At 53.3% G+C, this 25,424-nt stretch carries 24 protein-coding genes, 1 tRNA gene and 2 pseudogenes; 8 read left to right on the forward strand and 19 right to left on the reverse strand.

The window, feature by feature from the left end:
- The first annotated feature begins 26 nt into the window (after positions 1-26).
- Positions 27-2,207, forward strand: a complete 2,181-nt coding sequence (locus tag KP708_RS03570) for a TonB-dependent siderophore receptor (protein ID WP_252347412.1) — start codon at positions 27-29, stop codon at positions 2,205-2,207.
- A 1,196-nt stretch (positions 2,208-3,403) separates the two neighbouring features.
- Here KP708_RS03570 and KP708_RS15690 read toward each other — a convergent pair.
- A complete protein-coding gene (locus KP708_RS15690; protein ID WP_252347413.1) occupies positions 3,404-3,784 on the reverse strand; it encodes a hypothetical protein in 381 nt (126 codons plus the stop codon).
- 223 nt (positions 3,785-4,007) lie between these two features.
- Here KP708_RS15690 and KP708_RS15990 point away from each other — a divergent pair, with 223 nt between their 5' ends.
- Positions 4,008-5,162 (forward strand): CatB-related O-acetyltransferase, encoded by a 1,155-nt coding sequence (locus KP708_RS15990; RefSeq protein ID WP_305798407.1) that lies wholly within the window; start codon positions 4,008-4,010, stop codon positions 5,160-5,162.
- 248 nt (positions 5,163-5,410) lie between these two features.
- On the opposite strand, the gene KP708_RS03590 is transcribed toward KP708_RS15990, so the two are convergent.
- The 8 genes from KP708_RS03590 to KP708_RS03620 form a co-directional block, all read right to left on the reverse strand.
- Complete coding sequence (locus tag KP708_RS03590; RefSeq protein ID WP_215750423.1) at positions 5,411-5,938, reverse strand: hypothetical protein; 528 nt, start codon at positions 5,936-5,938, stop codon at positions 5,411-5,413.
- Between the two features lie 2 nt (positions 5,939-5,940).
- Entirely contained in the window at positions 5,941-6,651 is a 711-nt protein-coding gene (locus KP708_RS03595; protein ID WP_215750424.1) for a hypothetical protein, read from the reverse strand.
- Entirely contained in the window at positions 6,648-6,779 is a 132-nt protein-coding gene (locus tag KP708_RS15925) for a hypothetical protein (RefSeq protein ID WP_256445249.1), read from the reverse strand. Before KP708_RS15925 ends, KP708_RS03595 begins: the two co-directional genes overlap by 4 nt.
- A gap of 73 nt (positions 6,780-6,852) precedes the next feature.
- Positions 6,853-7,068, reverse strand: coding sequence for a hypothetical protein (locus KP708_RS03600; RefSeq protein ID WP_215750425.1), 216 nt, complete (start codon positions 7,066-7,068; stop codon positions 6,853-6,855).
- Positions 7,069-7,198: 130 nt separating this feature from the next.
- Positions 7,199-8,884: a hypothetical protein gene (locus KP708_RS03605; protein WP_215750426.1), complete on the reverse strand. Its 1,686-nt coding sequence runs from the start codon at positions 8,882-8,884 to the stop codon at positions 7,199-7,201.
- Entirely contained in the window at positions 8,884-10,260 is a 1,377-nt protein-coding gene (locus KP708_RS03610; protein ID WP_252347414.1) for a hypothetical protein, read from the reverse strand. Before KP708_RS03610 ends, KP708_RS03605 begins: the two co-directional genes overlap by 1 nt.
- A complete protein-coding gene (locus KP708_RS03615) occupies positions 10,257-10,463 on the reverse strand; it encodes a hypothetical protein (protein ID WP_215750427.1) in 207 nt (68 codons plus the stop codon). The genes KP708_RS03610 and KP708_RS03615 overlap by 4 nt, the downstream gene beginning before the upstream one ends.
- 398 nt (positions 10,464-10,861) lie before the next feature.
- Positions 10,862-11,104 (reverse strand): DUF5681 domain-containing protein, encoded by a 243-nt coding sequence (locus KP708_RS03620; protein ID WP_215750428.1) that lies wholly within the window; start codon positions 11,102-11,104, stop codon positions 10,862-10,864.
- Positions 11,105-11,396: 292 nt separating this feature from the next.
- On the opposite strand from KP708_RS03620, the gene KP708_RS03625 reads away from it, so the two are divergent.
- On the forward strand, positions 11,397-11,750 hold the full coding sequence (locus KP708_RS03625) for a hypothetical protein (protein ID WP_215750429.1): 354 nt from the start codon (positions 11,397-11,399) through the stop codon (positions 11,748-11,750).
- Between the two features lie 91 nt (positions 11,751-11,841).
- Here KP708_RS03625 and KP708_RS03630 read toward each other — a convergent pair whose 3' ends face one another.
- The 10 genes and pseudogenes from KP708_RS03630 to KP708_RS03680 form a co-directional block, all read right to left on the reverse strand.
- Complete coding sequence (locus tag KP708_RS03630; protein ID WP_215750430.1) at positions 11,842-12,789, reverse strand: hypothetical protein; 948 nt, start codon at positions 12,787-12,789, stop codon at positions 11,842-11,844.
- A 112-nt stretch (positions 12,790-12,901) separates the two neighbouring features.
- Positions 12,902-13,656 (reverse strand): annotated as a pseudogene (locus KP708_RS15700) (IS5 family transposase); the annotation flags it as partial.
- Between the two features lie 154 nt (positions 13,657-13,810).
- Complete coding sequence (locus KP708_RS03645) at positions 13,811-13,993, reverse strand: hypothetical protein (RefSeq protein WP_215750433.1); 183 nt, start codon at positions 13,991-13,993, stop codon at positions 13,811-13,813.
- Between the two features lie 69 nt (positions 13,994-14,062).
- Positions 14,063-14,230 carry a DUF2256 domain-containing protein gene (locus tag KP708_RS15930; RefSeq protein WP_215750434.1) on the reverse strand — a complete coding sequence of 56 codons (168 nt, stop codon included), beginning with the start codon at positions 14,228-14,230 and terminating at the stop codon, positions 14,063-14,065.
- Between the two features lie 305 nt (positions 14,231-14,535).
- Positions 14,536-15,534 (reverse strand): DnaB-like helicase C-terminal domain-containing protein, encoded by a 999-nt coding sequence (locus tag KP708_RS03655; RefSeq protein WP_215750549.1) that lies wholly within the window; start codon positions 15,532-15,534, stop codon positions 14,536-14,538.
- A 358-nt stretch (positions 15,535-15,892) separates the two neighbouring features.
- A pseudogene (locus tag KP708_RS15710) lies at positions 15,893-15,988 on the reverse strand (hypothetical protein); the annotation flags it as partial.
- A 147-nt stretch (positions 15,989-16,135) separates the two neighbouring features.
- Positions 16,136-16,226 (reverse strand) — tRNA-Ser (locus tag KP708_RS03665).
- A gap of 40 nt (positions 16,227-16,266) precedes the next feature.
- Positions 16,267-16,896, reverse strand: a complete 630-nt coding sequence (locus KP708_RS03670) for a phosphoribosylanthranilate isomerase (RefSeq protein WP_215750435.1) — start codon at positions 16,894-16,896, stop codon at positions 16,267-16,269.
- The gene (pyrF, locus tag KP708_RS03675; protein WP_215750436.1) at positions 16,893-17,603 is read right to left on the reverse strand and encodes an orotidine-5'-phosphate decarboxylase; all 711 of its coding nucleotides are present in this window, start codon (positions 17,601-17,603) and stop codon (positions 16,893-16,895) included. Before pyrF ends, KP708_RS03670 begins: the two co-directional genes overlap by 4 nt.
- Before the next feature lie 8 nt (positions 17,604-17,611).
- On the reverse strand, positions 17,612-17,947 hold the full coding sequence (locus KP708_RS03680) for a lipopolysaccharide assembly protein LapA domain-containing protein (protein ID WP_046901703.1): 336 nt from the start codon (positions 17,945-17,947) through the stop codon (positions 17,612-17,614).
- 583 nt (positions 17,948-18,530) lie between these two features.
- On the opposite strand from KP708_RS03680, the gene KP708_RS03685 reads away from it, so the two are divergent.
- From KP708_RS03685 to KP708_RS03705, 5 genes are read left to right on the forward strand one after another with little or no spacing between them, the layout of a single operon-like run.
- On the forward strand, positions 18,531-19,046 hold the full coding sequence (locus KP708_RS03685) for a protein-export chaperone SecB (protein WP_252347416.1): 516 nt from the start codon (positions 18,531-18,533) through the stop codon (positions 19,044-19,046).
- A 50-nt stretch (positions 19,047-19,096) separates the two neighbouring features.
- On the forward strand, positions 19,097-22,297 hold the full coding sequence (locus KP708_RS03690) for a glycosyltransferase (protein ID WP_215750438.1): 3,201 nt from the start codon (positions 19,097-19,099) through the stop codon (positions 22,295-22,297).
- A 4-nt stretch (positions 22,298-22,301) separates the two neighbouring features.
- Positions 22,302-23,723, forward strand: coding sequence for a M20/M25/M40 family metallo-hydrolase (locus KP708_RS03695; RefSeq protein WP_215750439.1), 1,422 nt, complete (start codon positions 22,302-22,304; stop codon positions 23,721-23,723).
- Between the two features lies 1 nt (position 23,724).
- On the forward strand, positions 23,725-24,723 hold the full coding sequence (pdxA, locus tag KP708_RS03700; protein WP_215750440.1) for a 4-hydroxythreonine-4-phosphate dehydrogenase PdxA: 999 nt from the start codon (positions 23,725-23,727) through the stop codon (positions 24,721-24,723).
- Positions 24,720-25,421, forward strand: coding sequence for a pyridoxine 5'-phosphate synthase (locus tag KP708_RS03705; protein WP_215750441.1), 702 nt, complete (start codon positions 24,720-24,722; stop codon positions 25,419-25,421). Before pdxA ends, KP708_RS03705 begins: the two co-directional genes overlap by 4 nt.
- The last annotated feature ends 3 nt before the right edge of the window (positions 25,422-25,424 follow it).

The following is a 25,424-nucleotide window of genomic DNA, read 5'->3' on the forward strand; positions in this document are numbered from 1 at the left end:
TTAAATCTTTCAAGGATATACTTATCATGCGGCGTTTTAGCCTGCGCGCTCTTCTGCTTGTTACTTTGCCCGATCTATCGTCAGCCGCGACGATCCATCACGCTCTACGGAAACAGGTACAAATACATAATCATTCGACCATTCCCCCCATAGCGAGTGCGTCGCCACAGCGGGCTGTGCCGCATGATATTCGAAGTCAGACACAGGAATCCGTGACGGTTCATGTCACACGTCATGCGCCCAAGTTGGCGCGTAAAGTCCCTCTGGGGGCATTCGGGACCAGATCTGAGTTCGATACGCCTTTTTCAGTCAGCACAATCTCTGCCGATCGAATTGAACAGATGCAGGCTTCGGATATCAATGACGTCATGCGGTATGAGCCAGGGGTCCAGGCGAATTCAAACGGCTCCTCCACGGCGTCCGGGTCCAGCGTCAGAGTTCGTGGCCTCAACCTGGACTGGACGAATGGTTACAAGATTGATGGTCTGGCCATTCCCTACTGGTACATTGACCTACCGTTGGCCAATTTTGATCATATTCAGGTGATCAAGGGTGCTTCAGCATTCATGTACGGGTTTGGCTCACCAGGCGGTGTGCTTGATTATCAGTTGAAAGCTCCGGTTGAGACACGAAAGCTGACGCTTGAAGCAGGTTATCGCTCCGATGCGGTGTTTCGGCAGATGCTGGATGTTGGAGGGTCTCTCGACAATGCCCATCGCATACAGACGCGATTTGTTTTCGCCAGCGAAGTCGGAAACCAGGTGAATGACAGCTTCCTACGCAATCTGTCCTTGTCTTTCACAACGAATGTCCGGATTACGAATAATCTGCACTGGCATTTCAATACGTTCTATCTGAATACCCTTCAGAAAGGGATGGTGAATACGATTGCATCTGCCAACGGGGTCGGAGCCGTACGGACGATGAGCGGTCGCGAGGCATTTGGCGCCAAAGACTCCTGGAAAACAAATGACATGAAGCGCTTTAGTACGGGCTTCGACTGGGATTTTTCCCGGAACTGGAGCGCTCATCTAACATACGGCTACACCCATCTCGATGAAAAATTCCCGTCCAACCAACTGACGTTTACGGGAACAAACGGCGATTATATGAGCCGCGCTTTCGAGATGGTGCGTGTGCTGACTTACCATCAGGTGGATGCGACCACTCAGGGACACTTCGAGACAGGGCCACTCCACCATGATGTAATCGCCGGCATCACCTGGCTGCGGCAGATGTTTGATGCAGATGCCAATTCAGGCGCTAAAAATCCTGTTGAATACGGCAATATCTTCCGTAATCGCCCTACATTGACGAGCGCAAGCAACTTTAATCCTCGCATGTATCGCTACATTGATTACCAGCAGGTCGCTCCGTTCTGGAGCGACACAATCACTTATCATCGCTGGTCTCTCATGGCAGGAGGGCGATATACGAACTATCTGGAAAACGACTTTTCGACGTCAGGCCAGCAAACAGCCGCCCACAGAAATAATCCCGTCACGCCATTGGTGTCTCTCAGCTACAAAATCACCCCGGAGATAAACACCTATTTTAGCTGGGTGCAGGCCATGCAATCTGGAGGGCAGGCGGGGGCTTCCAACGTGAATTATATGCAGGTTTTCGGACCAATCCGTAGTGACGAGTATGAGCTAGGAGTAAAAATACAGAAAAAAGCATGGAATGGAACGCTCGCAGTGTTCCGCATGGACACGGGAGCGGCTTACACCAACGCCCAGAATTATTATGTTCAGGAGGGACTATCCCGCTATCAGGGGGTCGAAGCCGCTGGCTCCTGGTTGGTAACGCGCAATCTGAATATCAACGGCAGTATTGCGTATTTGGATGCGCGATATGTTCAAGCTACCGCAGGCTACCAAGGGCATAAACTGGAAGCCGTTGCTCCATTTCAAGCCGCATTCAATACGGAATATCGCCTGGAAGCCATCAAAGGCCTAAGCGTCAACGCAGGCTTCAATTACGTTTCCCGGAGTTGGTTAGATGCGGCAAACACAATTCGGCTACCGTCTTATATTGTGGGGAATATAGGTGCCGCTTACAGCACAAAAATTGGCAATCACCATGTAGTTTTAAGGGGGACAGTAGAAAATATAGGAAATGTTCGTTATTGGCTCAGCCGTGGGAACAGAAATTTATTTCCTGGAGCGCCCAGAACAATTTCTCTTAATGCTCGCTTTGATCTCTAAGTTCTGGCTTTGTAGAAGACACATCGCGAAGTGATAGGGCGCCTGCTGCCATAAAGACGCTGGAAAAAGCCTCTCCAGATCCGTGACACCACGGAGATTTATGCTGCTGGTGCCTTTAGAGAGCCCCTTCAGTTGCCCTGAACCCTTTTGATTGCCCTGCCTTTTGAGCGCTACAACAGGATCTGGCTCGAGACGAGAGTGCTAATGTCAATGCCGAGCAATTGTAATTCATCACAATCCCAGAAGATTCTCTTGCCTACCCGACACTTCATAGATTTCTGCCGCTATTTTTGCATACGCAAGCTGACCCAATAGCACCGTCCTGCTTGTTAAATTGGTTACTGTCTTTGGGGGAAGATAAATACCTTCGAGTGCATGAAAGAGTTGCGACACCGCGCCACCCGTCAGAGGAAGTCAGGCGTAAGGGCATTCTTGGAGATCAACTCACTGGCTTCGGCTGCGCACCACACAGCATTCATAACTGATTCTTTCAAAGGGCGGTGCATGACGAGAGATCTTGACCAGATTATGACCCGCCACACGCGAAGCATGCCATGTTGAGATCACACTGGAACTCAGAAGTTCAGCGCGAGGGAAATTCTATTGCTCTTCTCAAATAAAAGTGGAAAAAATGTCTTCAGATCATCGGAGGTAATATGAAAAAAATAGTTGGAGCACTCATCGGCGCAGCCTTCATCTCGTTCTGTATCAAACAAATTCCTTCGTATCTCATTGCGGAATTTGCAGAGGAAGCAACAGCGAATATCCTTGAATGGTGCATGATTGTAAAACACCGCCTCACCCCAAAGGGTGCGAAATAGAAGCTCTACGACTTCCATTCGCGCAAAAGAGGCGGGGAAACGCCCTCTGGAATGATGGCAAGACTGGCACTCACCTTAGACCACACGGCCAACAAAATCCGGCTAACTGTACGATTGCTGTAAGTGTAGACCAGATTAAGCTTAGGTCACGTTGACAAAAGACTTGTCGGTCTGAGGCAATATCTGATTCACTGGTTTCCTCAGTAAAGGCAGGGTAGTGGAGGGGTATGGCCCGAGGCGATCAACGTTATTGGTCCGCTTCTGCCTCCTGAGGGCGAACGGTTGAGCATGACCCGCGGGAGATAACCGCCGGTTTCTCAATGGKATGCTGCATGWCYTGCGCGTCGTTTGTCCGTGGCGAGACATGCATGAGCGCTACGGCAAGTGGAACTCAGTGTATATATGTCCGGTTTTGCCGTAGGGCCGGACAGGACCGTATGAGACGATCTGTTGCAAACCCGTATTGATCTGAGGTTGACCAATGACTGGCAGCATACGGTCGACAGCACGGTGGTGCCGGCCCCATTCATAGGCCACAGACGCAAAAGCGGGGCCCATACGGAAGCATTTAGTCGCCCACGCAAAGGGGCCGAAGTGCCGCCTCAGAAAGCAGACTGGTAGCATTACCGCAACCGCATCCAGCGGATGTTCAACAGACACAAGCAGATGCGCCGTATCGCAATCCGCTACGACAAAACTGCCCTGTCGTTCATGAACTTCCTCGGCCTCGCCGCCGCAAGGCTCGGGGCTGAGCATTTTGTCAACGTGACCTAGTCAGGCAACGACAAGGCTACGTTGGCACTCGGGATGTCCAGAAATCAGTACAAGGGGAACAGCATAAAATTCGCGATATTCCCTCTCGAAGCCCAAAAGAAAGTGGCCGCATATTTCATTTTTTAGACCTAGTCCTCTCCATATGACATGATAAAACTTAATTGTAAGAAAAAGATACGAATCGTTATAAAATACTGGAGAGAATATGATTACCCCAGATGGTGCCTCAGAAGAAACAATGACTACAAATCATCCAGAAAAATTAGATATAGCGATAGAAAAAGAAACCGAGGCAGGAATACTAAAAAAATTAATCGACGAAACCGTATGGCTTTACGGGACTTCATCCGGGCATATTTTCGGTTCTTTTTTCAAATTTAATGAAAATGGCACCATCACGGGTTATCAGCACCCGATTGAAACATCTTGGGGAATAAAAAACGGAAAAATTGCTATTTTTAGCGACCTTGGTGAGACAAGCATTCTTTTAGACGTTCTTATAGAAAGCGGATCTATAGTAGAGCTTTCTGGAAAATTTTTGTTGCATGACGAAGGTAACGAATTAAGAGTATTCAGAAAATCCGAACACATCGTGAATCATTATCCTGTAATGATATCATGGACAAAAAAAATGGAAGATTTCTGTTTTGAGAAAAGGATATTTTTGGCGCCAGGATTTAATATTCGTGGTGTAATACCTTTTGGATCAAGTATTAGGTTTGATCATAAAATTCTTGTAGAGCCCTATTCTTCTCTTCCACGAGACGGATTTTGCAGTATGGGAGCATTTTCTTACACCGAAAGTAAACTTGCGCAGAACTTCGTTATAGGACGATATTGCAGCATAGCTGAGCGTGTTCGTCGAATGGGAGACGATCATCCGTCCAAGCGTTTGACTACAAGTACTTTTACATATGGTAATATCTGGGAAAAACTTGCTCGAGAGGACTTCGGAGCGGATTTTAAAATAGAAGACTACCCTGTTGAGCATCCCATTTGTGCTAGAATTGAAAATGATGTTTGGATAGGTTCGGGCGTATCAATTAGAGACGGTGTGACGATTGGGACAGGGGCAATTGTTGCCTCCGGAGCAGTGGTTACAAGGGATGTTCCTCCTTACGCAGTCGTTGGGGGTGTTCCTGCTAGAATTATTAAGATGCGTTTCTCAGATGCACTGATTGAACGTCTCCTCGCTTCCAAGTGGTGGGAATATAAATTTACCGATATTCCAGCATGTTGGTCCGATGTCCCGCGGACCTTAGACGAATTGAAAGAAAAAATAGTTAAAGGCGAAATCGGAAAATTTCTTCCTGAGAAAATCGATTTGGTAAGTGAATTTGTACGTATATCATTAGCCTGATGACTTATTGACCTAGCTTCGACTTGTTGGATAACGCAATGATAGTGAAAAACGTTGTCCAACAAGCATAGAGTTGCGATAATTCCCGCATGATCTTCCTCTATCTCGTCATGGCTAAGGGGAGGCTTTGCCGGTACCTGCTTTTCTCGCTGTAGCTACGTACGATGACGTCATTTTGCATCATGTAGAATATACGGCGCTGACCATTGGATAAGCACTGTTCTGTTGGCTGTAGCATTCTTTACGCCTTACACCATTCGCCGATACCGCGCGGAAAAGACAGATCGGTTGGCTTCCTGCTGGCCTGGAGCCTGCATGGAGTTCGTCAGTTGCGCGATCTGATTAACGACAGCGTCAACGTTCTGGCCGGGGAAAATCGCTTTGCCCATGCGCTTCGCTGCGAAGAGGTGTGCCTGATCCGGGTTTGATCCAACGTAGGACAGCATGGCCCCGACCGCGTTTTTCCCGGCTACCGTGTTAGCGAGATCGTCCGCGCGCGCGGCGTTCTGTTCGCGCACGGCCTGCGCGGCCCCATATGCGGCATCCGGGTCAGCGGCCATTGCGGCGCGGGCCTTGGCGTAATCTGTGCGGCCATCTGCGCCCGTGGCTCCGAGAAGAGCATTTCCCTGCGCCATGTCAGCATCATACTTCGCCTGCTGGATTTTATTACCGAGCAGAGCATTGCGAAGACCGACAGCCTGAGATGCGAACTCAAGCGGATTGGTCTGCTGCGTGAGCGGTGTCGGCATGAGGGCGTTTGTGTTGAAACCTGCCATGGTTAAGCACTCGTTCCAGATCCGCCAAAGGGATCAGATGAAGAAGAACCAGAGCCATTTAAAAGCGCATTGTACATGCTGTACTGACTGGCCGTATTGCCCAAAGACGAGAGACCATTAGCCAGCGCATTGCCCGCACCCATGGTTGTTGTCATGGCACCATTCGCGCCTTCCATACGGACCTGAGCCGCATTGTTTGCGGCCGTCATGGTGTTGTTGCCTTGCTGGTTGAGGGCGTTGTAGCCCTCCTGTGCCAGTGCGTTCGTGTCGTTGAACTGGTTCTGATACGTGCTGTCAGCGAGGCCGGAGGCATAAGCCGCCGCACCCTTCTGGGCTGCCCCACTATTTGCCAATCCTCGGGCGGCGGCGCTGTTCGTTGCAGCCTGTTCGCCTTGCTGAAGGTTGAACTTGTATCCGGGAGTGGCCTGAAGCTGGCTTTCTGTCAGTCCATTCGACAGCGCGTTGATCGCGGAGTTGCCTGTAGAGGCATAGTTTCCGAGCAAGGCGTTGGCGGAAGTTGCACTGTCTGTGATCGTCGGCGCGACTTCCTTAGCCGTGTTGGTCCCAATTTCACGCGCTTTTTTCTCGGCACTGACCTGCATCGCCGTAGCAGCCACCGTGCCCGCAGCAGAAGCCGCGCCTCCTACGGCAGACCCAATATCAAAACAAACCCCCGGCAAGTAATCAGCCTGAGCAACGGAATGGCGGATCATGGGCGCTTCATCCTGTAATCGGCGGTATTGCGGACAGTCCCGTCCGGCCATGTGATGGGGGTTGTGTTGACGCGCTCCAAGCCAAGCCGAGCCGCGCTGTACCGGGCGCACAGATGCTCTGATTTCATAACCCCAATCAGTTCCTGAACCTCGGGGTGATCAGGGTTGTTCCAGGCTGAAGGGATTTCGCGACGACGGACATCAGGGCTTCATGATCGCAAAGATCATGCTCTCGTCTGAATGTGACCCGTCACGTGGTGGTCGGGCCGTAACGGAGAGAATAGCGGAATCCTGTGCCCGGATGGACTGGGCCTCCAAAAGCGTTTGCTGGGCAAGAGAGAGCGTAACGCCGCAGAGGCGGAACTCTGAGCCTGAGCGGCAGAAAGCATAGCCATATCGGCCTCTACTTCGATCCACGCTGTATCGGTGCCGGGCGCTGATCCGGTCCGCTCCCAGAGGCGACGAAGGAAGGTCTGTTCTAATGCCGTCAGTGTGCCATCTGCATTGCAGATCTGATGAGGCAGTGGGCAGTTGAGATCACGAGCGCTCATGACCGTACCGGATCAAGATCAAGAAAGACGCCCATCAGCGTCGTATCTCCCGGGTCAGTCCACGTTAGCCGGTATACGCGATCATGCGCCATTCCAAGCCGCCAGAGCGTGGGCCAGCAATAAGGGCGGTACTGACTTTCATTCCCGAATGCATCCAGGCTGCACTGCTCGTGCCATAGCCCTGCAGAGACGTCATAAACCCACGAAGCCGCTTGCCCTGGGATCGTCAGGACATAGAAAACGTGCCCTTCCTGCTGATAGACGCTTGCCACAGCTCCCAAGAGGTCCGGCATGGCCTGCAAGGCACCTTCAACCGGGAAGGTTGAAACCGGAACGCCCGTTGTCTGCTGCCCCATATAGACACGGGCATATCCAGCCCGGTCCCGGCCAAGCCACATAACGCCGCCGTTGGGTGCCGCCCCAGTCGTCGGGATCTTGGCAATGGTGTAGGGGCTGACACATCCGGTTTCGAGCGTCACGCCCTGAACGCGCTGGAATGGGAAGTCTGCCGCGCCGCTGTCATACCAGAATTCAACCTGTGACCGGCTGAACAGCCAGATGTACTGCCCCACAACACACTGACCGATAATCGTACCCAGGCTCGTCGCATCGCTTGCGACATAGAGGCTATCAAATGGCGTCTGGTTCTCGTCAGCAAACTGCGCCGGAGACGTGTACCAGTTCGTTGTGTTCGGGTTCACGAACAGAAAGAACGTGTCCAGAATATCGATGGTCGGCGAGCCGTAAAACGCATCATCACTGATCTTCACCAAAGCGCCATAGGGGTTGGGAGAAGACGTCACAATCGAAATGGACGCCGCAGCATCAATGTCTGCCGTCGTGGCCTGCGACAGGCTGAGTGTCGTAATGTCCGCGTCTGGATCGGCCGTGGACAGGATCGTGAGAACGGTATTTGCCGGTGTATCCGCCGAGGTCGGTGCAGAAAGTTCCATATCGGTGTAACTGGAGTTCGCAGCATTGGCTGACGTCGCCAGAATGGTTGTGCCGGCCGCAATACCTCCACCAATGATCGTACAGCCGCCGACGTTAGAGACGACGCTCTGAACGGTAATTGTCTGCGTACCTTCTGCCGCATCTCCGGACGTCGTGACGGACAAGGCTGACGACACGCCCGTGACTGTCGTTCCGTCAGCAATCCCGGTACCAGACAGGGTGTAAACATAACCCGCAGACAGCGTAAACGCGCTCATGACCGTCAGAGACGACGAGCCCGAACGGGTCGCGCTATTCACGGAATAGCTGAATGTGGTCGTGCTGCCTTTTGAGCTTCCTGGGGAAGATGGCATGGAACAGAACCACCCATTTCCTGAGCTTCCATCCACGATGAAAAGGCACGTTCCGTTGTCACTCATCCGGACAGGCGTTGATCCGGGCGAAATGGTCCCGATTGAGGTCAGTGCGCCGTCCTTGTACAGGCGCGAGACCTGACTGCCCGCGACAACAATCAGATCACCTTGCGTCGTTTGGTAAAGGCATCGGATCGCACCCGTCATCTGGGCAATTTTCCGCAGCCCGGGTGTCAGATAGTAGGCAAACCGGACTGGCTCGCCCTCCTCAACAGGAACAGGCTCGCCATACAGGTTCAGGCAGCGTTGTGCCGCCACAGAGACGGCCCGCGCATCATACGAGCCGCCAGATAGATTGAGGCGTTGCAGGGCCATTACTGGATCGCCTGTAGTGCGACGACTTTGTATTTTCCCGTACTGATGCACACATACAGGTTCAGATCGTCCGCATGCATTTCACCAGGAGTGCAGGTGGACGTTGAACTCTCACCTGTGCGGTTCGTGTTGATCAGGTTCGATACGACGGCACCACCACTTTTGTCGATGGATGCCAGCGTTTTGGCTTTTTCATCGAAGTATCGAATGAAAAATCCTGTATCGGTGCTCGTCTGACGCGTGGCAGAAAATTCGTCGTATCCAGTGGGTGCAGAGCCAACAAAACCCTTCTTCGCGGTGACGATCTGGGCCGTCTGGTTGCCCATCTTATCCAGCCAATAGATTGCGTTGCTGCTTTCATCAAATGCCTGCTGGAAAAACCCGGCTTCACCAGCGCTGGCTTTGTACTGCTGGATCTGATTGGTCGCCTCACGAATTGAAAGCCCCGTCGTCCACGGCAACCAGGAACCGTCATAAGCTGCATGCATGATGGACAGCGCAACGGAGTTCACGTTCGTGCCCGCAGCGCCGCCACCTGTCAGAAACAGCCCGGTCGTCCACTGTCTATCGGTCACTGCCGCATTGAAGTTGGTGTCAATCTCGAAGGCCAGACCGTGGTTTCCGGAGACGTTTAAAACCCAGTTCTCAACTTCGGTACTGATATCAATCGATGCCGTACCACCAGATCCCGTATCCGCCCCGACATACCGGCAGGCAATCCAGTTGCGGTTCACGTTCGCGTTCTGACCGTTCGCGCGGTTGGGAAGGCATTCGATGCTTTCCGCCACCGTTGCCCCCGTATTTGGCTGTGGAATGGCAGCAGGGTCATAGACGGATTTTCGATCTGTCGCGATCAGGTAAGGGTTCGTGTAGGGACTGATGAGTGTCCCGGTTCCAGCGCTCGGAACGCCGATCGCATTGCCTGTGATCCGGTTACCATTCAGCAGCCACGTTCCAATTTCCTTGCCCGTGTAAGCGCCTGAATTGATTGTGTAGCCATACGCTGAATACGGAAAGTAAACCGGAAAGCGGTTTGCCGCGGTCGAAAGTGCGTTCTTGACGGCCGTTCCGCTGTCCGTCCCGCCTGCGACTGCGCCATAGTTCACAACGTTGATCTGCTGGCCCAGAAGAGATGCGAGGGACTGCGTGATGCCGCTCGTGGTCGTGATGCTCTGGGCGCCATCAAGCGTGCCACCCGTGATGGTCGGAGATTTCAGGGTGCCATTGCTCACGTCAGCTTTGGTCGCGAGGGCTGATTTCATACCCGTCGGCCCCGAAAGCGTAACGGGCGGAGAGAGCGTCGGAACAGACTGTGCGGATGCAAGGCCCGGTGCGCCGACGAAGAGGGCGAGAGCCAGAATACAACGGTTCATCATAGTCTCTGGATCTCCAAGCCGGGCCAGTAGAATGGGGAATTGACGGGGGTAAGAATTGCTGGAACGCCCAATGTCGGAGCGTGGAAATTGGCGGTTCGGATCGTATTCACGGCTGCATGTGCAAACGTTGCTACGGTGGGAGAGGCTTCCTGTCCATTGATGGAGCCAACCGGGCTGCGAGGCACCACATCAAGGCGTCCCAAGATTTATGAGGTCTCCTGCCTTTGTGGTCGCGACGCGGACCTCAGCCGGGAATGACTCATCGAATCGGCGGCGTCCGGTTGTGGGTTCACTGCGTCCTGGACGGCCTTACGCGCCTGGCTCGCCTCGAGAAGCATGTGCCAGTTGGTGCCGACCTTCATGAGCGCAGAGACAACTGCCCCCCAGTTCAGGGCGACGTCATCCATGCCCCACCGACGATGTGCGACCTAGTAAGCGCGATTCCCGCCATTCTCAAGATAGGCTCAAAGCCCCATCTGGTAATCACGCGGAAGGCAGCCATAAGCCGAGATCTGAAGCTCAGCCATCACTCAACTTGCGAATAACGGTCTGGTAAGGCTATCCACCTTCCGCATTCTCAAATGCCACTGTGTCCTTCGGTTTACCCCAAGCGCGGTCGAGCAGGGCATTGGCAGCAGATACGCGCGCTTTCAGGTACGGTTGCTTTGCCTGCGATCTGTGCCAGCGCTTCGATGGCCGTGAGGGTGTGAGACCGCGCAAGCTCGACAACCTCTTTCAGAGCCTTGGGTCGCCCTGATGGATTGCCGGATTGTCCTTTTTGGAATGGCTTGCCTGCTGGCGGTTTTCTCCGCTTCTTGCCGCTGTTTGCAGTGGGTTCGGTCATAGTCCAAACCTATCATCAGGCCCCAATCAGCACAAGCGAAACTGGTATCAGGGTACCACAATAGATTTCAGAGACCTCATACTGGGACAGAACACTCTTTTCCTGCTGGAATGAATGCCAATTTGCATAGGGGTTTATGGCTCGAAAGTCTTATGGAGTATCGCCGATTCCGGCGCGGGATTTCAGGGCTTTCGGCATGCAGGAATCTTAGTACAGGTGAGGGTGGCTGTATAAGGAGAAAACTGCTGTAATCGTGGATGAATTCATGCCTTTACATTGAAATGGACGCGTGATGTTAAACGATATTTATAAGCTACCCGGCATAATGAAGACGTGGGATCATAAAGCTCGCTATGCGATTGACGCCGCCCATAAATACGAAGGCTCTCCTTGGCTGGTAAATATTTTCTCAAGCGAGAAATCAAGTGCCGCAGAAGCTGCCAACGAATTAGCCAAAAGGTTTGGCTGTGTGCGTCTCTATGAGTGGGGAAAATACGTCACCGACAAAGGAAATATATCGGCTCCGTGCTGGATCGCCTATTGGTGGAATGACGTGGATTATGTTGGCGACAAGCCAACTGGCTCAGGCTACGGAATTCCTGATGGAAACCTTCAGCCGGTTCCTTACAGCCCAGTTACTCCATAATGACAAAATCAGGCTGGGCGTACGACTGCTGCGATTAGAGCTCCGAAACGGAACAGTCGGGGCTCAGTAGATCTGGCCCCGACTCACAAGATTAATTTTTAGCTGTGTAGATCATGCTGCTTGCCGCGAAATGAGCTGTATCGGAATTAATAACTGCAATCCCCGGTGCGGAACTCAACGACACATTAGGGTCATACTGCGCGGTGGACGAAGAATTCTGGGCAGAAGATGTACCAAGAATATTCTGTGTTCCAGCAGACTTGGTCATATCTGCCAGTAATTCGGAAGATGAAATTGATTGTGAGTAACCGCGAAGATTGCCTGCGTCAAAAGGATATGGATATGGTGAGGGTCCTGAGGGATGATATTCATTCGAGCTATAATTATTATTATTTCCACTCACACTAACCGAAGTGGCATCCGGATAATATTCTATAGTATTATTGTTGCCATTTATATGAGATGTTGATACACTATAGTCCAGCCAGATGGTTGAATTAGATGCATTAATAGTGGCTTCCTTGCCAGAAACGTTGATTATGTCATTAGACCAGGATGAAGATATCGTATCATTATCTCCTTTAACCCAAACGGAAGCATTGTTTTGATTTATATTCACATTGGACGATGAAGCATTTACTATATTTGACGTCCCAGTTAACCCAATTGTATCGTTATTCCAAATAGTAGAAACAGTGTTGTTATCACCAACGACCGTAACGCTATTGTTATCGGCGTTAAGATTAACATTTCCGCTCTGAATATATGCTGTTTCATTATTTCCATTAAAGCCAATGGTATTGTTTTTCCAAGATGTACCAGCACTAACATTGTTTCCAGCAATAGAAACACTATCACCATCTTGGTTTAAATTGACCCTACCATTCGAAATAAATGCGGTTTCGTTAGTGCCCGTAAACCCGACGGTAACGTTATTATTTGCAGTCCGCACCGTGTCGTTAGACCCGACAACTGTTAGAGAATAGTTGTCTTGGTTGATTGTGTAGTCACCGTTGTCAAAATACTGCGTATCGCCCACGATTCAATCTCCCACTGATGGCACGCTGAAAACGCATGCAATCATCGGAAATATATTAGAAACGAAACGATACATAAGATTCTCTGGTAAACTTAAATTTACAAGTCAAGTGCTAGGTCACGTTGACAAAAGACCTGATCCAGAGCCTTGCTGCGGCGAGGTTGAGGAAACTGATGAATGACAAAGCGGTCTTGTCGTAGCGGGTTGCGATACGTCGCATCTGCTTGAGACGGTTGAACATCCGCTCGATGTGGTTGCGATCCTGGTAGCGCCGCCAGTCTGTTTTCTGCGGGACACTTCGGCCTTTGCGTGATGGAATGACCGGCAGGATCCCGTGGAGCAGCAGATCCTGGCGGAAACTGTCACTGTCATAGCCCCGATCAGCCAGCATGGCTTTGGGGGGCGGGACAGGCAGCTTCATCAGGGCGTCTGTGGCTTTGTAGTCCGAGACCTGGCCTGCGGTAAGGACAAAGCCAAGAGGGTGTCCCTGGTTGTCGCATCGGGCGTGGATTTTGCTCGTAAAGCCGCCGCGTGATCGACCAAAACCCTCCGCATGAGCCCCCCTTTTGCGCCCGTAGCCTGTGAATGGGCGCGGACCACAGTACTGTCGACCATATGCTGCCAGTTATCGGTCAGGCCGAGGTCTACCAGGGTTTGCAGCAGGGCATCCCACACGCCCTGTTCAGCCCAACGGCGAAACCGGACATAAACCGAGTTCCATTTGCCATAGCGCTCATGCATGTCCCGCCACGGACAACCGACGCGCAGGACATGCAGCATCCCATTGAGAAAAAGGCGGTTGTCTCCGGTCGGGCGGCCCCAACGCCCATGCTCAGGCGGTAAAAGCGGACCAATGATCGCCCACTCCTGATCCGTCAGATCCTCTCGTGCCATGCCCGCTCCACCGTACTGCCCTCATTAAAGACATCAGTGAATCAGATCTCGCGCAGATCGTATAGATCCTTTTGTCAACGTGACCTAGGCCCAGCACCTGACTGACTTCAGCTTCTTAACTCAACGGTCACGCACCTAATTTATCCCGCGACGCCGCACATTTTTCCTGAAGCCGCTGCATAGCGTCTGACGGCATCGGCGCGGTCATCATGGACCTGTAGTTAATGCAGGCTGCCGTTTCATGGAGTTGCGGTTTGCGCGTGCACCCTGCGAGAATTACCACGGCTAGCGATGCGAGAATGAGGCGCATGAAGCTCTCCCGGGTTGGTCATATTTCGTGAAGCGCGAGATCGTTCGCAGAGTTCGAAGTCCAAGATTTTCATGACTTCCGAGTGCCTTTACAAGCCTCGGAGCAATACCGGACCTGATCCCAATCCTTCGCCCACTTCTTGCGCCAGGTGAACGGGCCATCACAGACCGGGCAGACTTTCGAGGGAAGGTTCTGCTTGGCGGGTTTCCGCTCGATCTTTCCTTTGCCGCGCGACATCAGAGCCGACGCCGATTCCTGCTGACTGCGAGAACAACAGCTGTGAACATTGGTATTCCGATGGCTAACAGCCTGCCAGCTGACCCATGAGGACCGCTGGTGGCCAAAATCCCAAAAGCAACGCAAAAAGTCGCGCCACCAATGATCGCCAAATACTTATTCGTCATGACGTCACTCGTATTCGTCCTTAGAGTCGCTTTAATTCATATTTCGCTACGCTGGCGCCAGACAAACATTACACGGCACTCAGCGGCAAACCTCAACTCTTTCCTAGTGCAGCAGGAGTTTGAGGTTGCCACACCTTATCAACACTTCTCTCCGTTATTTCGACACTCCTGAAGCGGCACCGGTTCAATCACCAAGCCCACGCCACGTTCCCCTTCAGACACATCTCGGAACCATGTTGCAGGGCCGTCGAACCACATATCTACAACACCGCCCATGCCGCCTCGATTTTTGAGGATGAGAACTTCACCCTTACCCCGAGACCTTTCGAGAGCAGCTTCAAACTCGACCGCACGCTTTTGATAGGCCTGTTCACCTTCGTTCAAATTACGAACAACCTGTCCGTCATGACCGAGGCGGAGCCGTAAAGCCGCTTCTTCTCGATAGACAGCCAGAATGCACCGCGCGTCCTGCTCGATAGCACCGCTGTCTCGAATATCGGCCATCCCTGGGCGCCGATCTTCGCGGTTTTCGGACTGTCGGTTGAGCTGCGAAAGGGCGAGCACTGGAACCTTCAGCTCGCGAGCCATTCGCGCTATCTCGCCACTGATTTCCGTCATCTCGGCGACACGGTGACCAAAACGGCGCACAGCATCGCTCCCTCGCAAAAGACCAATGTAGTCAATCACGACAAACTTCAGGCCATCGGGTTCTCGCGCCATGCGGCGAGCACGAACTGCGATCTGCTGAACGCTCAGCCCTTCACGATCATCAATAACAAGCGGGATCTTTCTCGCTGCCATACCCGCAGAAATGATACGCTCGAGCGTATGACGAGAGACTTTTTCGGGCTGATTATCGCCCTCGATCATACCGGTCAGAACGGTTTGCAGAGGCAACCCACATTTGGCCGAGATGGCACGAGCCATGAGCTCTTTGCTGTCCATCTCTCCAGACCAGTAAAGACCGCGGCCTTCCTGCAAAGCCATACGCACAGCAATACCCAAAGCGAGAGAAGATTTCCCCATAGCCGGGCGCCCAGCCAACACATACATGCCACCCGGGCGCAGGCCGCGCAGGCGCTTGTTCAGCTCGGCATATCCACAATCCAGACCGGACAGGAACGTGCGGCCTTCCAGGAGGCCTCCAGATCTCCAATGACCTCATGAGACGCCTGACTGGCTGTCTTTTAGCCTGTCGTGTTCCATCCACACCCGCAGAGAGACCCTGAAGCTGCTCCTGGAGCCGACTGATGATTGCGCTGGCATTGTCGTCTTCGGTTTCGTTCTCCGCGTTCAGAACCTTTTGAGCCATGCTTCTGAGGCTACGCCGCATCGCAAGATCCACGATTTCACTAGCGTAGGAGCGCAGCGAAGCATGAGGGCAGGGAATGCCATTGTTCATCCCGTTCAGATCGTGCATCTGGCAAACGGACTTCTGGATACGACCCAATCGTATAGGTTTTCTCTTTGCCGTCGTTTCATAACGCCACCGCCAGTGCTTTCCACCTGCGGGCGTCACCTGAAGATAGAGACCCTTACTGTAAGATTTCTCTTTCGGCTTGGCTGCGCGGGCCTGCGAATCTGTCAGCATGGCTATACCCGGTCTCTTCCTAAATTATACCCGGCCTAGAACAAGACAGAGTGAGACAAAACGAGAACGAGGAAGAGAACAGAATGCAGGAAAACGCTGACTTAACCAAATTTTTGATACTGATTAATATTGTTTGTGAAGGGTATGTGGCGGAGAGAGTGGGATTCGAACCCACGGTACGCTATTAACGTACACACGCTTTCCAAGCGTGCGCCTTAAGCCGCTCGGCCATCTCTCCTGTCGAGCGAGGTGGTGTTTACGAAAGGTCTGTTTGAAGATCAACCCCTTATGCGGGCTTTTTCGACAAATTGCTCAATTAATTTGTGAGATTTTTCGCCCACCTGGCTTTCAACGCCGGAAGACACATCCACAGCGGGCGCCGAACTGGCGTTCAGAGCCTCCTGAACGTTGAACGGCGTTAGTCCTCCAGCAAGCATCCAGAAAGCGGGAGCTTTCCACTTCCGGGTCAAGGTCCAGTCAAATGTTCGCCCGAGACCGCCTGGGCGATCATCTCCAGCCTGCCTGGGGGCTTCGATGACATACCCGTCAACATCAGCCTGAATGGGGAGATCAGAGAATGACTTCACCCCGCGCGCTAACCAGACGGGAAGTCCAAATCGACTTCTGATTTCTTTCGCACGTTCAACTGAATCGTAAATCTGCAAAACATTGAGCGGCACTGTTTGCAAGGTACGCTCAATTGTTCTGTCGTCGGCTTTGACGAATAATCCTACGCGGGAGGGCGCAAGGACGTCTGACACACTCTCATGCAGCAGACGCGCTTGCTCCGGCAATACATACCGTGGTGATGCGGGGTGAAAGACAAACCCAACCCAGTCTACAGCTAGGTTGGCGCAAAGCTGCATTGTCTCTACATCTCGCACACCGCAGATTTTGACTTTCGTCATACGCTCGCAAGCTCAGCCATAATAGCCGCCGCAGCCTTTGCGGGGTTTGGCGAACGCGTGATCGGGCGCCCCACAACAATCCAGTCTGCCCCGGCTTGCGCCGCCTGAGTAGGCGTCATGATGCGCTTCTGGTCATTTGATGCGCTGCCCTCGGGCCGGATACCCGGCACAACCAGAACGGGATCGTCGCCCAAAGCATCTCGCAGAAGGGTAATTTCATGTGCCGAGCAAACAAGGCCATCCGCACCGGCACTGATCGCCAGTTTACCAAGGCGCAGAACCTGCTCCCGCGGCGTAGCATCCACCCCCGTTTCTCGCAGTCCAGCTTCATCCATACTCGTCAGAACGGTCACGGCCAGCAACTTGGGACGCTTTTCGTCACCCGGAAAAGCTTGCTCCAGCGCTTCGCGGGAGCGAGAGATCATCTCGGCGCCACCACAGGCATGAATTGTCGTCAGGGCAGGGCGCAACGGCGCCAGCGCAGACAATCCCGATGCAACAGTATTGGGAATGTCATGCAGCTTGAGATCCAGAAACAACTCATGCCCAACAGACACGGACTTCACAGCCTCCAGACCACAGGCATACGTGAATTCGAGGCCAAGCTTGATGGCATCAACAGCATGCCCAAGACTTGAAGACCATTCTTCGGCCTGCGTTCGGCTGTTTGTATCAAAAGCGGCAATCAGCCGGGTGCGCTTGGTCATGGGTGAAGTCAGATCCGGTTTTCAGGTGAGGGGACTGTTGTGGGGGCAGCCGCAACGGGAGGCGTTTGCAGGCGATCAAGGCGCTGATGAAGCTCCACCAACTGGCTTTCCAGTGTACGGACATGTGCCTCGGAACGACGGGCCCTGGAGCGTTGACGGAATTCGCCCACCCATCCAGTGAGAAACCCGAAGATCAGCCCCACGACACCAATGCCCAGTGCGAGCGTGCCCACTGAAAGATGCCAGCCAAAAGAGATCAGCCAGATCGGTTCCAGATCAGTGTTGCTCAAGGCGAACACGATCAGTACGGCCAGAAAGATGACGATAAAAAGAAGTCTCAGCATAGGAATGTCCTATTCGTGCTGCCCGTGGCGCAAAAAGCGCACCATGGGAGGATTGATTTCCTGTCAGCACTCATGATGTGCTTGCGTTTGGAACATAACCAAGCACCGATGCTGACGTTCCTTTAAGGCGATAACATTCTCAGCGCCTCACTGAAAGGGAGAGCTGTGTCCGAAGTCATCCCCCTCCGACCGACACTTCCGAAAGCTGATCTTCTCTGGGCTGTCATTGCTTCGCAGGGAAGGCGCAAAGTCATCGCAGATGTTCATATGTCCCAGAAGGCAGCTGAAGCTGACCGCCAATGGCGCACGGCTCAGGTCAGGACTTACTCGCGATTTCTCATCAGTGAACAGCAACCACCGCCTGTGTATCATATTGAGCGCATACGCCGGGCCGAATTACCCAAACGATGGGCGCCGTTGCCAGCTTTGGGAATGCTCCGGGGGAGGTTCATTTGAGATCAGCAGAAAGTGTTGCCGGGTAGCCAAAATGCTGCCCTCATGACACAAGACTGTTTCAGACATGTTGCTGCGCTTTCAGACGACTACGCAGGACACCGTGCATAGCTTACAAGGTAAGGTCAGGATGAACGATCACGATCACGCAGACACACTTCAGGGCGCTTTGGGCGTTTCTGCAAGCCCGGCTGCTGCCCCTACACTCGTCCTTGGCTCTCAATACCTTCGCACACTGTCCATCGACGTACAGAATACGCCTGACATCTATCGCGATATTTCAGGCGAGCCCCATATCGGCATGACGGTAGACGTGACAGCCCGGCAGCTTCCGGGAGGGCACCCGAATTTTGAAGTCACCCTCGTGATCCGTGCCCAGGGTCTGGATGCTCCGCAGTCCGCCACACACAATGCCCGCACGCTCTATGAACTTCAGATCGCTTATGCGGGTCTCTTTGCGCTTTCCGGTCTGGTCACGCAGGCAGACGTCGAACCTCTGCTACTGGTCAATGCTCCTGGGTATCTGTTCCCGTCTGCAAGAATGATCCTGCTTAATACGATCCGGGAAGCTGGATTTCCTGTCGGCAATATCCAGCCAATCAACTTCCATGACCTCTGGCAGAGCCGCCGCACTCAGCAGAAATGAGATATCGACAGGTCCTGAAGTAAGAGTTTCGCGCAGAAGAGACGGTCCGCATGAGCTTGAAAGACTACATCCTAGCTTCCCCGGCTTTTTCCGGCAGCCGTCCTCCCGTGTGGGGACGCTTTGATGCGGAATGGTATCGGACACGCTACGCCCACATTCTGCGCGAAGAAAAGCTTCTCAATGATGATAATCTGCCCCTGAACCTCAGCAATGAGGCTATGGAAAATCATTGGCTCGAGACGGGGGCCAGTAAAGGCCTTTCTCCAAACCGCTTCTTCGATGAAGAATGGTATCTCCGCCAAAATCCAGACGTGCGAGACGGGATCAGCTATGGCGTTTTTAGCTGTGGCTTTCTGCATTATTGTGAAAGCGGTTTTCGCAGCCGCTCACCGCATTGGTTGTTCTCAGAAACTGATTACTTCAGTCGCAATCCGGATCTAAGCCTGCCAGTTCTGATCTCGCAGGGTTTCAGCAACGGATATGACCATTACCTGACCGATGGGGAACACGAGCACAGACAGGCGCATCCTTTCTTTGAAACCTCTGTTTTCCGTATGGCAAGCCTGAGCCGGGGCCTGTCATATGATTATGGAAAAGGCGATTTCAGACAGTTCCTGATGTCATCGGAGGCTGGCCTATGCCGCAGTTCCTGGTATTTTGATCCAGAGTGGTATCTTGCTACCTATCCAGAGGTTGCAAAAGCCGTGGAGCAGGGCCTCTTCCTCAATGCTCTTCACCATTACCTGACAAATTCAAATCCGGTCGCTTACAATCCGAATCAATGGTTCAGCGAAGCACATTATGCCCAGCTTTATCCGGATGTTGCAGCTATCGTTGCGGATGGCGGCTTCCGAAATGGGTATGAGCATTTCATCCGGTTTGGCGCACGAGAAATGCGCATCCCGCAGACAGGCGTGGATTTGCAGGCATTTACACACCAACCTGGAGTTCAGCGAAAGCTGAGAGAACGGCATTTCAGGGATATTTTCGCATTGTGGGTGCAGTCACAGAGCACCCTCGGTGTGACGGAAGATATTCCGGACGCTTCAGCCGAGCAGTACCAGAATCTGGATCTGAAGCGCGCAGAAACACTGATTCCGTCCATCGTCCGGGCTCCCCTCGATTTCCGCCTCATTCGGGCCCCGGAAGTCAGTGTCATCATCCCAGTTGCCAATCAGTTCCTAGACACGCTCTCCAGTCTCGCGGCACTGCACGCAAATGGCCCAGGAGTGGTCGAGGTCATTATTGTTGATGCAGGATCGACAGATGAGACGGCACAGATCGAGCGGTTTGTAAAAGGTATCCGCGTCCTGCGTCCGTCTTTTCGGGCAAGTAGCAGCGAACAGGTCAATCTAGGCGTAGAAGCAGCACGTGCACCCATCGTTCTTCTCATGGAACCAGGGACGCAGCCTTTTCCGGGCTCTCTTAAAGCCGCACTGCAGGCTTTTAACTCTCCGGACATTTGGGCCGTTGGTGGCCAGTCCCTTGGCCTTGACGGACGCGTGCTGGAAGCCGGAACAATCGTATGGCGTGATGCCTCAACGTTGCGCTTTGGCACGGGAGCCAAAGCAAACGAACCCGCAATTGGCTTCTGCCGTCAGGTAGATGCCATTTCGGTCGGAATGATGCTCTGCAGACGAGAAAGGCTCGCGGAATGCGGCAGCATTGACCAGAATTGCATTGGTTCAGAAGCCCGACTGCTTTCTCTCTGCCTGGCGCTACGTCAAGGTGGCGGGAAAATTGTCTACGATCCTTCAATTCTGGATCGCACCAGACCGCCCAGCGCACTTCCTTCAGACTTCCTGAAACGCAATCAGGACTGGCTGCGCCGTCGCTTCTCGTCTCTGCTGTCACGGCATCCCATGCAGGGAAGCTCCCTGTTCAAAGCCCGCTTTGCATCAGGTGTTCCAACAGTTCTCTTCCTGTGCGACCGACTTCCACATCGCTCGCTGGGTTCTCCCCATCTGCGACGTCAAGACCTTGTTCTGGCCCTCAGTCAGAAAGGGCACCACGTTACGGTCTTTCCGATAGATGGAGATGTCACGGATACCGTAACAACCGCTTTGGATTTTCCGGCCAACGTCGAAATTATGAACGACAGCGATATTTCTGAGCTGTCTGATTTCCTGCGCGATCGCAGCGGATCTTTTGATATGATCTGGGTAAGCGGTAGCAGCGCGCTCCAACGCACTGCGGCGATTTTACGCGCACATGCCGCCACTCTCCCTGAGCTGAATATTGTACTGGATCTGGATGGGACACAGGCGGAGGAAACCTATCTTCGAAAGAGGGTTGGAGCAGTTGATGATCATGAGCAACTGCTTGATGATCTTGATCATGAGCTGACAGATGCCTGGATGTGCCAGGCTCTGGTAACCAGCCACAAGACGGAAGCAGAAAGTCTCCGTCAGCTTGGTTATGGGAATGTACGGGAACTAGAGCAGTTTCCGATCACATCCTCTGCAATGGCTCCTGGTTTTAATGAACGCTCAGGTATTCTGTTTGCTCTGCCCGTACAGGATGCAGGAAATGCCGTACATGACGGCCTGAACTGGTTCATGCTCGACGTTATTCAGAAGCTGGAAGGGCGACTGCCACCAGAGGCAACCGTTCTGATGGCCGGGCACCGAGGGGACAATGTCGATCTGACGCCCTATACCCGCGCATCGCACGTCGAACCGCTGCCTTCACTGATAAACATGAACGCTCTGTATCGTTCACGGCGCATTCTGATTGACCCTTCACGCGTCATGAGTGCTTCTGCCAAAGAAATTCTCGAGGCGGCTGTGGCAGGCCTGCCTGCAATTTTGACAGAAACAACGCGTGCACATCTCAACTGGGAAGATGGAAAGGACTGTCTGTCTGGCGGTTTTTGTGACCCTGACAAATTTGCTGACGCGATCGTACGCCTGTATCAGGATGAAGCGCTCTGGAATGACATCAGCAGCCATGCCCGTAAGTCTGTTTTGGACGCGTCCAGGTCAGCACGTTTCGACCAGCAGCTCGACAGCATTCTGGCATTGGCAAGCGGAAAAGATGCTTTGCCGCTTCAGACCCATCCCCCACGCATGATCCGGCAAAACAAACCTGCAGGACCAATTGCACCTGCTCCTATCCGCCTGCAACCGCGTAAAATATCTGACACTCCCGCACCCTCAGCCCTCTCCGATGAGGACGATTACGGCGAGACGCCTGCTTCAGTCACGCTCTCCCCCCGCGTCGGAATTTCATTACCGCTTTCGGAACTTTGACCTAATGACGACCACTTCTCACACTTCCGCTCTGGATGCTGTCCTCTCACATATCGACACGACGCTTGATGCTTCTGTTGAACGACTTTTCAGCCTTCTGCGGATCCCCAGCATCTCTACGCAGCCATCACACGCTGCGGATTGCCGCAAAGCCGCGGAGTGGCTTCGGGCTGATATGGCAAGCATGGGTCTGGCCGCAGATATACGCGAAGTACGCTGGGCAGCTCCCGGACATCCAATGGTCGTGGCTCATGATACGGCCCAGACAGGCAAGCCGCATATTCTGTTTTACGGCCATTATGACGTTCAGCCGACTGACCCGGAGAATCTCTGGAAGGCACCTCCATTCGAACCACGACTTGTGGAAGAACCGTCTGGACGCAAGGTCATCGTGGCGCGCGGTGCCAGCGATGACAAAGGTCAGGTCATGACCTTCCTTGAAGCTTGCCGCGCCTGGAAAACCGTTCATGGGTCCATTCCGGTGCAGGTCAGTGTTCTGCTGGAAGGTGAGGAAGAGTGTGGAGGCAGCAATCTCCTGCCGTTTCTTCAGGAAAATGCTGCCGAGCTGAAGGCCGACATCGCTTTGGTGTGCGACACCTCAATGGCGGACCGTCAGACCCCGGGTATTACGACCTCACTTCGAGGCATGATGGCAGAAGAAATCGTCATCGAATGTGCCTCTCATGACCTGCATTCTGGCATTTACGGCAACGCCGCAGCTAACCCCATTGCACTGCTGTGTCAGATTTTAGCGTCGCTTCGCGATGCTGACGGCCGTGTAACGCTTCCAGGATTTTACGACGGCATTCAGGACCCATCCCCAGAGACACGCGCACAGTGGAAAACACTGTTTCCCGATGACGCGGCCTTGCTGGAAGAAGCCGGCCTATCCGTCGCCGCTGGAGAAAAAGGCTATACAGCCATTGAGCAGACCTGGTGCCGCCCAAGTTGCGAAATCAATGGTATCTCCGGCGGATACGAAGACGAGGGGTTCAAGACAGTCCTTCCAGCGAAGGCAATGGCAAAGGTGTCCTTCCGTCTTGTTCCGGGACAGGATCCAGACAAAATTCGTGAAGCGTTCCGCGCGCATGTCAATGCTGCCCTGCCAGCAGATGCCAAGGTCACGTTCACGGCGCATGGTGGCTCACCTGGCTTTGAAGTCTCCCGTGACAGTCGCTTTCTTGCTCCCACACTGAAAGCACTCACAGATGAATGGGGCATCCCTGCCGCGACAATCGGCTGTGGTGGCTCCATTCCGGTGGCAGGAGAAGTACGGGACGCACTCGGACTGGATGCGCTCATGGTTGGCTTCGCACAATCTGATGACCGTATTCACTCTCCCAATGAGCAATACGGCCTGGACTCCTTCCACAAAGGTGTCAGATCCTGGGCACGCATCATTGCTTCCCTCGCAGACGTAGGCTGACATGAACGCTCCGATTGCCCTGACCCTCGGTGATCCGGCTGGGATAGGGCCGGAGCTGGCCGCCCTGGCCTGGTCGACCCTGCGGGAGACTGGACCAATTTTCTTCTGGCTTGGTGATCCGGCACTCCTCAATGACGCCGTACCCTTCAGGCTGATTGAAGCGCCGGAAAATGCTCATGAGGTATTTTCCGATGCTCTTCCTGTTTTGCCAATCGAATGCCTTGCCCCGGTCGTTCCTGGAAAGCCAGATTCACGCAATGCCCCAACGGTTATTGCCAGTATTGAACAGGCAGTCCGATATGTTCAGAACGGGCAGGCGGGAGGTATAACGACCAACCCGATTGCCAAACATGTGCTGGCCGCGGCTGGATTTTCCTTTCCCGGTCACACCGAATTTCTGGCATCGCTCTGCCATTGCGATGGTCAGGAAGTCATGATGCTGGCATCCCCACATCTCAGGGTTGTGCCAGTGACGATCCATGTGTCTCTGCGTCAGGCGATCGAGAGCCTGACAATAGAGCGGATCGTTGCAATCACGCTCGCCACGCATAAGGCTTTACAAAGTGATTTTGGTATCATGGAGCCCCGCTTGGCTATCGCTGGCCTAAACCCCCATGCTGGCGAAGAGGGCATGATGGGCACGGAAGAAAAAACAATCATCGGCCCAGCTATAGCCATATTGAAGTCCCAAGGACTGACCGTGATGGGTCCGTTCCCACCAGACACAATGTTCAGCGCAACAGCGAGGCCGGGCTATGACGCAGCTATCTGTATGTATCATGATCAGGCCCTTATTCCCCTGAAAACGCTTGATATGGCTGAGGGCGTGAACGTCACCATTGGCTTGCCGATTATCAGGACGTCTCCAGATCACGGCACTGCCTTCGATATTGCGGGGCCGGTAGGACGTTCAGACAGTCAGGTTGATCCATCCAGCCTTCTCGCAGCACTCAGACTGGCAGATTCCATGTCCCGTCATAAAAAGGGAGACAACCGATGATTCGTCTTGGTGTTAATATCGATCATGTTGCCACCCTGCGAAATGCACGCGGCGATGCTTACCCAGACCCTGTAGAAGCCGCGAAGCTTGCCCTTAAATGGGGAGGAGACGGCATTACAGCGCATCTTCGGGAAGATCGTCGACACATCCGTGATGCAGACATGCCGCGCCTCAAGGCACTCGCAGCACCGTTGAATTTCGAGATGGCTGCAACGCAGGAAATGGTTCGGATCGCTTGCCTGTTGAAGCCCCACGCATGCTGTCTGGTTCCGGAAAAACGTACGGAAGTGACGACAGAAGGCGGTCTGGACGTCGCAGGCCATCGCGAAGTACTGGCCCCGCGGATTGCGCGCCTGAAAGACGCGGGTATTCGGGTCTCTCTGTTCATTGATCCGGATCAGCGCCAGATCGAAGCTTCGGCGGAGCTTGGCGCAGCGGTTGTGGAGCTTCACACAGGCGCTTATGCCCACAACCAGCCTGGAGAACTTGAGCGCCTTCAGCATGCCGCTGGAATCGTCACAGACTGCGGACTGGAACTCCATGCCGGTCACGGTCTGACTTATGACAACGTGACGCCTGTGGCCAAGCTTCCAGGACTGGCTGAGCTGAATATCGGACATTTCCTGATCAGCCAGGCGGTTTTCGATGGTCTGGGCCCAGCCGTTCGTAAAATGAAATATCTGATCAACTGCCCATAAAAA

This window comes from Gluconobacter sp. P5H9_a (genome assembly GCF_018812085.1).
Lineage (GTDB): Bacteria > Pseudomonadota > Alphaproteobacteria > Acetobacterales > Acetobacteraceae > Gluconobacter.

Excerpts from the sequence above, each read along its gene's own strand:
- KP708_RS03680 (WP_046901703.1), bottom strand. The coding sequence starts at position 17,947 with ATGCTGAGACTTCTTTTTATCGTCATCTTTCTGGCCGTACTGATCGTG.
- KP708_RS03685 (WP_252347416.1), top strand. The coding sequence starts at position 18,531 with ATGAACGATCACGATCACGCAGACACACTTCAGGGCGCTTTGGGCGTT.
- pdxA (WP_215750440.1), top strand. The coding sequence starts at position 23,725 with ATGAACGCTCCGATTGCCCTGACCCTCGGTGATCCGGCTGGGATAGGG.
- KP708_RS03620 (WP_215750428.1), bottom strand. The coding sequence starts at position 11,104 with ATGACCGAACCCACTGCAAACAGCGGCAAGAAGCGGAGAAAACCGCCA.
- KP708_RS15990 (WP_305798407.1), top strand. The coding sequence starts at position 4,008 with ATGATTACCCCAGATGGTGCCTCAGAAGAAACAATGACTACAAATCAT.
- KP708_RS03645 (WP_215750433.1), bottom strand. The coding sequence starts at position 13,993 with ATGCGCCTCATTCTCGCATCGCTAGCCGTGGTAATTCTCGCAGGGTGC.
- pyrF (WP_215750436.1), bottom strand. The coding sequence starts at position 17,603 with ATGACCAAGCGCACCCGGCTGATTGCCGCTTTTGATACAAACAGCCGA.
- KP708_RS03610 (WP_252347414.1), bottom strand. The coding sequence starts at position 10,260 with ATGATGAACCGTTGTATTCTGGCTCTCGCCCTCTTCGTCGGCGCACCG.
- KP708_RS03625 (WP_215750429.1), top strand. The coding sequence starts at position 11,397 with ATGTTAAACGATATTTATAAGCTACCCGGCATAATGAAGACGTGGGAT.
- KP708_RS15690 (WP_252347413.1), bottom strand. The coding sequence starts at position 3,784 with ATGCTCAGCCCCGAGCCTTGCGGCGGCGAGGCCGAGGAAGTTCATGAA.
- KP708_RS15925 (WP_256445249.1), bottom strand. The coding sequence starts at position 6,779 with ATGAAATCAGAGCATCTGTGCGCCCGGTACAGCGCGGCTCGGCTTGGC.
- KP708_RS03570 (WP_252347412.1), top strand. The coding sequence starts at position 27 with ATGCGGCGTTTTAGCCTGCGCGCTCTTCTGCTTGTTACTTTGCCCGAT.
- KP708_RS03605 (WP_215750426.1), bottom strand. The coding sequence starts at position 8,884 with ATGGCCCTGCAACGCCTCAATCTATCTGGCGGCTCGTATGATGCGCGG.
- KP708_RS03705 (WP_215750441.1), top strand. The coding sequence starts at position 24,720 with ATGATTCGTCTTGGTGTTAATATCGATCATGTTGCCACCCTGCGAAAT.
- KP708_RS03595 (WP_215750424.1), bottom strand. The coding sequence starts at position 6,651 with ATGATCCGCCATTCCGTTGCTCAGGCTGATTACTTGCCGGGGGTTTGT.
- KP708_RS03695 (WP_215750439.1), top strand. The coding sequence starts at position 22,302 with ATGACGACCACTTCTCACACTTCCGCTCTGGATGCTGTCCTCTCACAT.
- KP708_RS15930 (WP_215750434.1), bottom strand. The coding sequence starts at position 14,230 with ATGTCGCGCGGCAAAGGAAAGATCGAGCGGAAACCCGCCAAGCAGAAC.
- KP708_RS03590 (WP_215750423.1), bottom strand. The coding sequence starts at position 5,938 with ATGGCAGGTTTCAACACAAACGCCCTCATGCCGACACCGCTCACGCAG.
- KP708_RS03670 (WP_215750435.1), bottom strand. The coding sequence starts at position 16,896 with ATGACGAAAGTCAAAATCTGCGGTGTGCGAGATGTAGAGACAATGCAG.
- KP708_RS03690 (WP_215750438.1), top strand. The coding sequence starts at position 19,097 with ATGAGCTTGAAAGACTACATCCTAGCTTCCCCGGCTTTTTCCGGCAGC.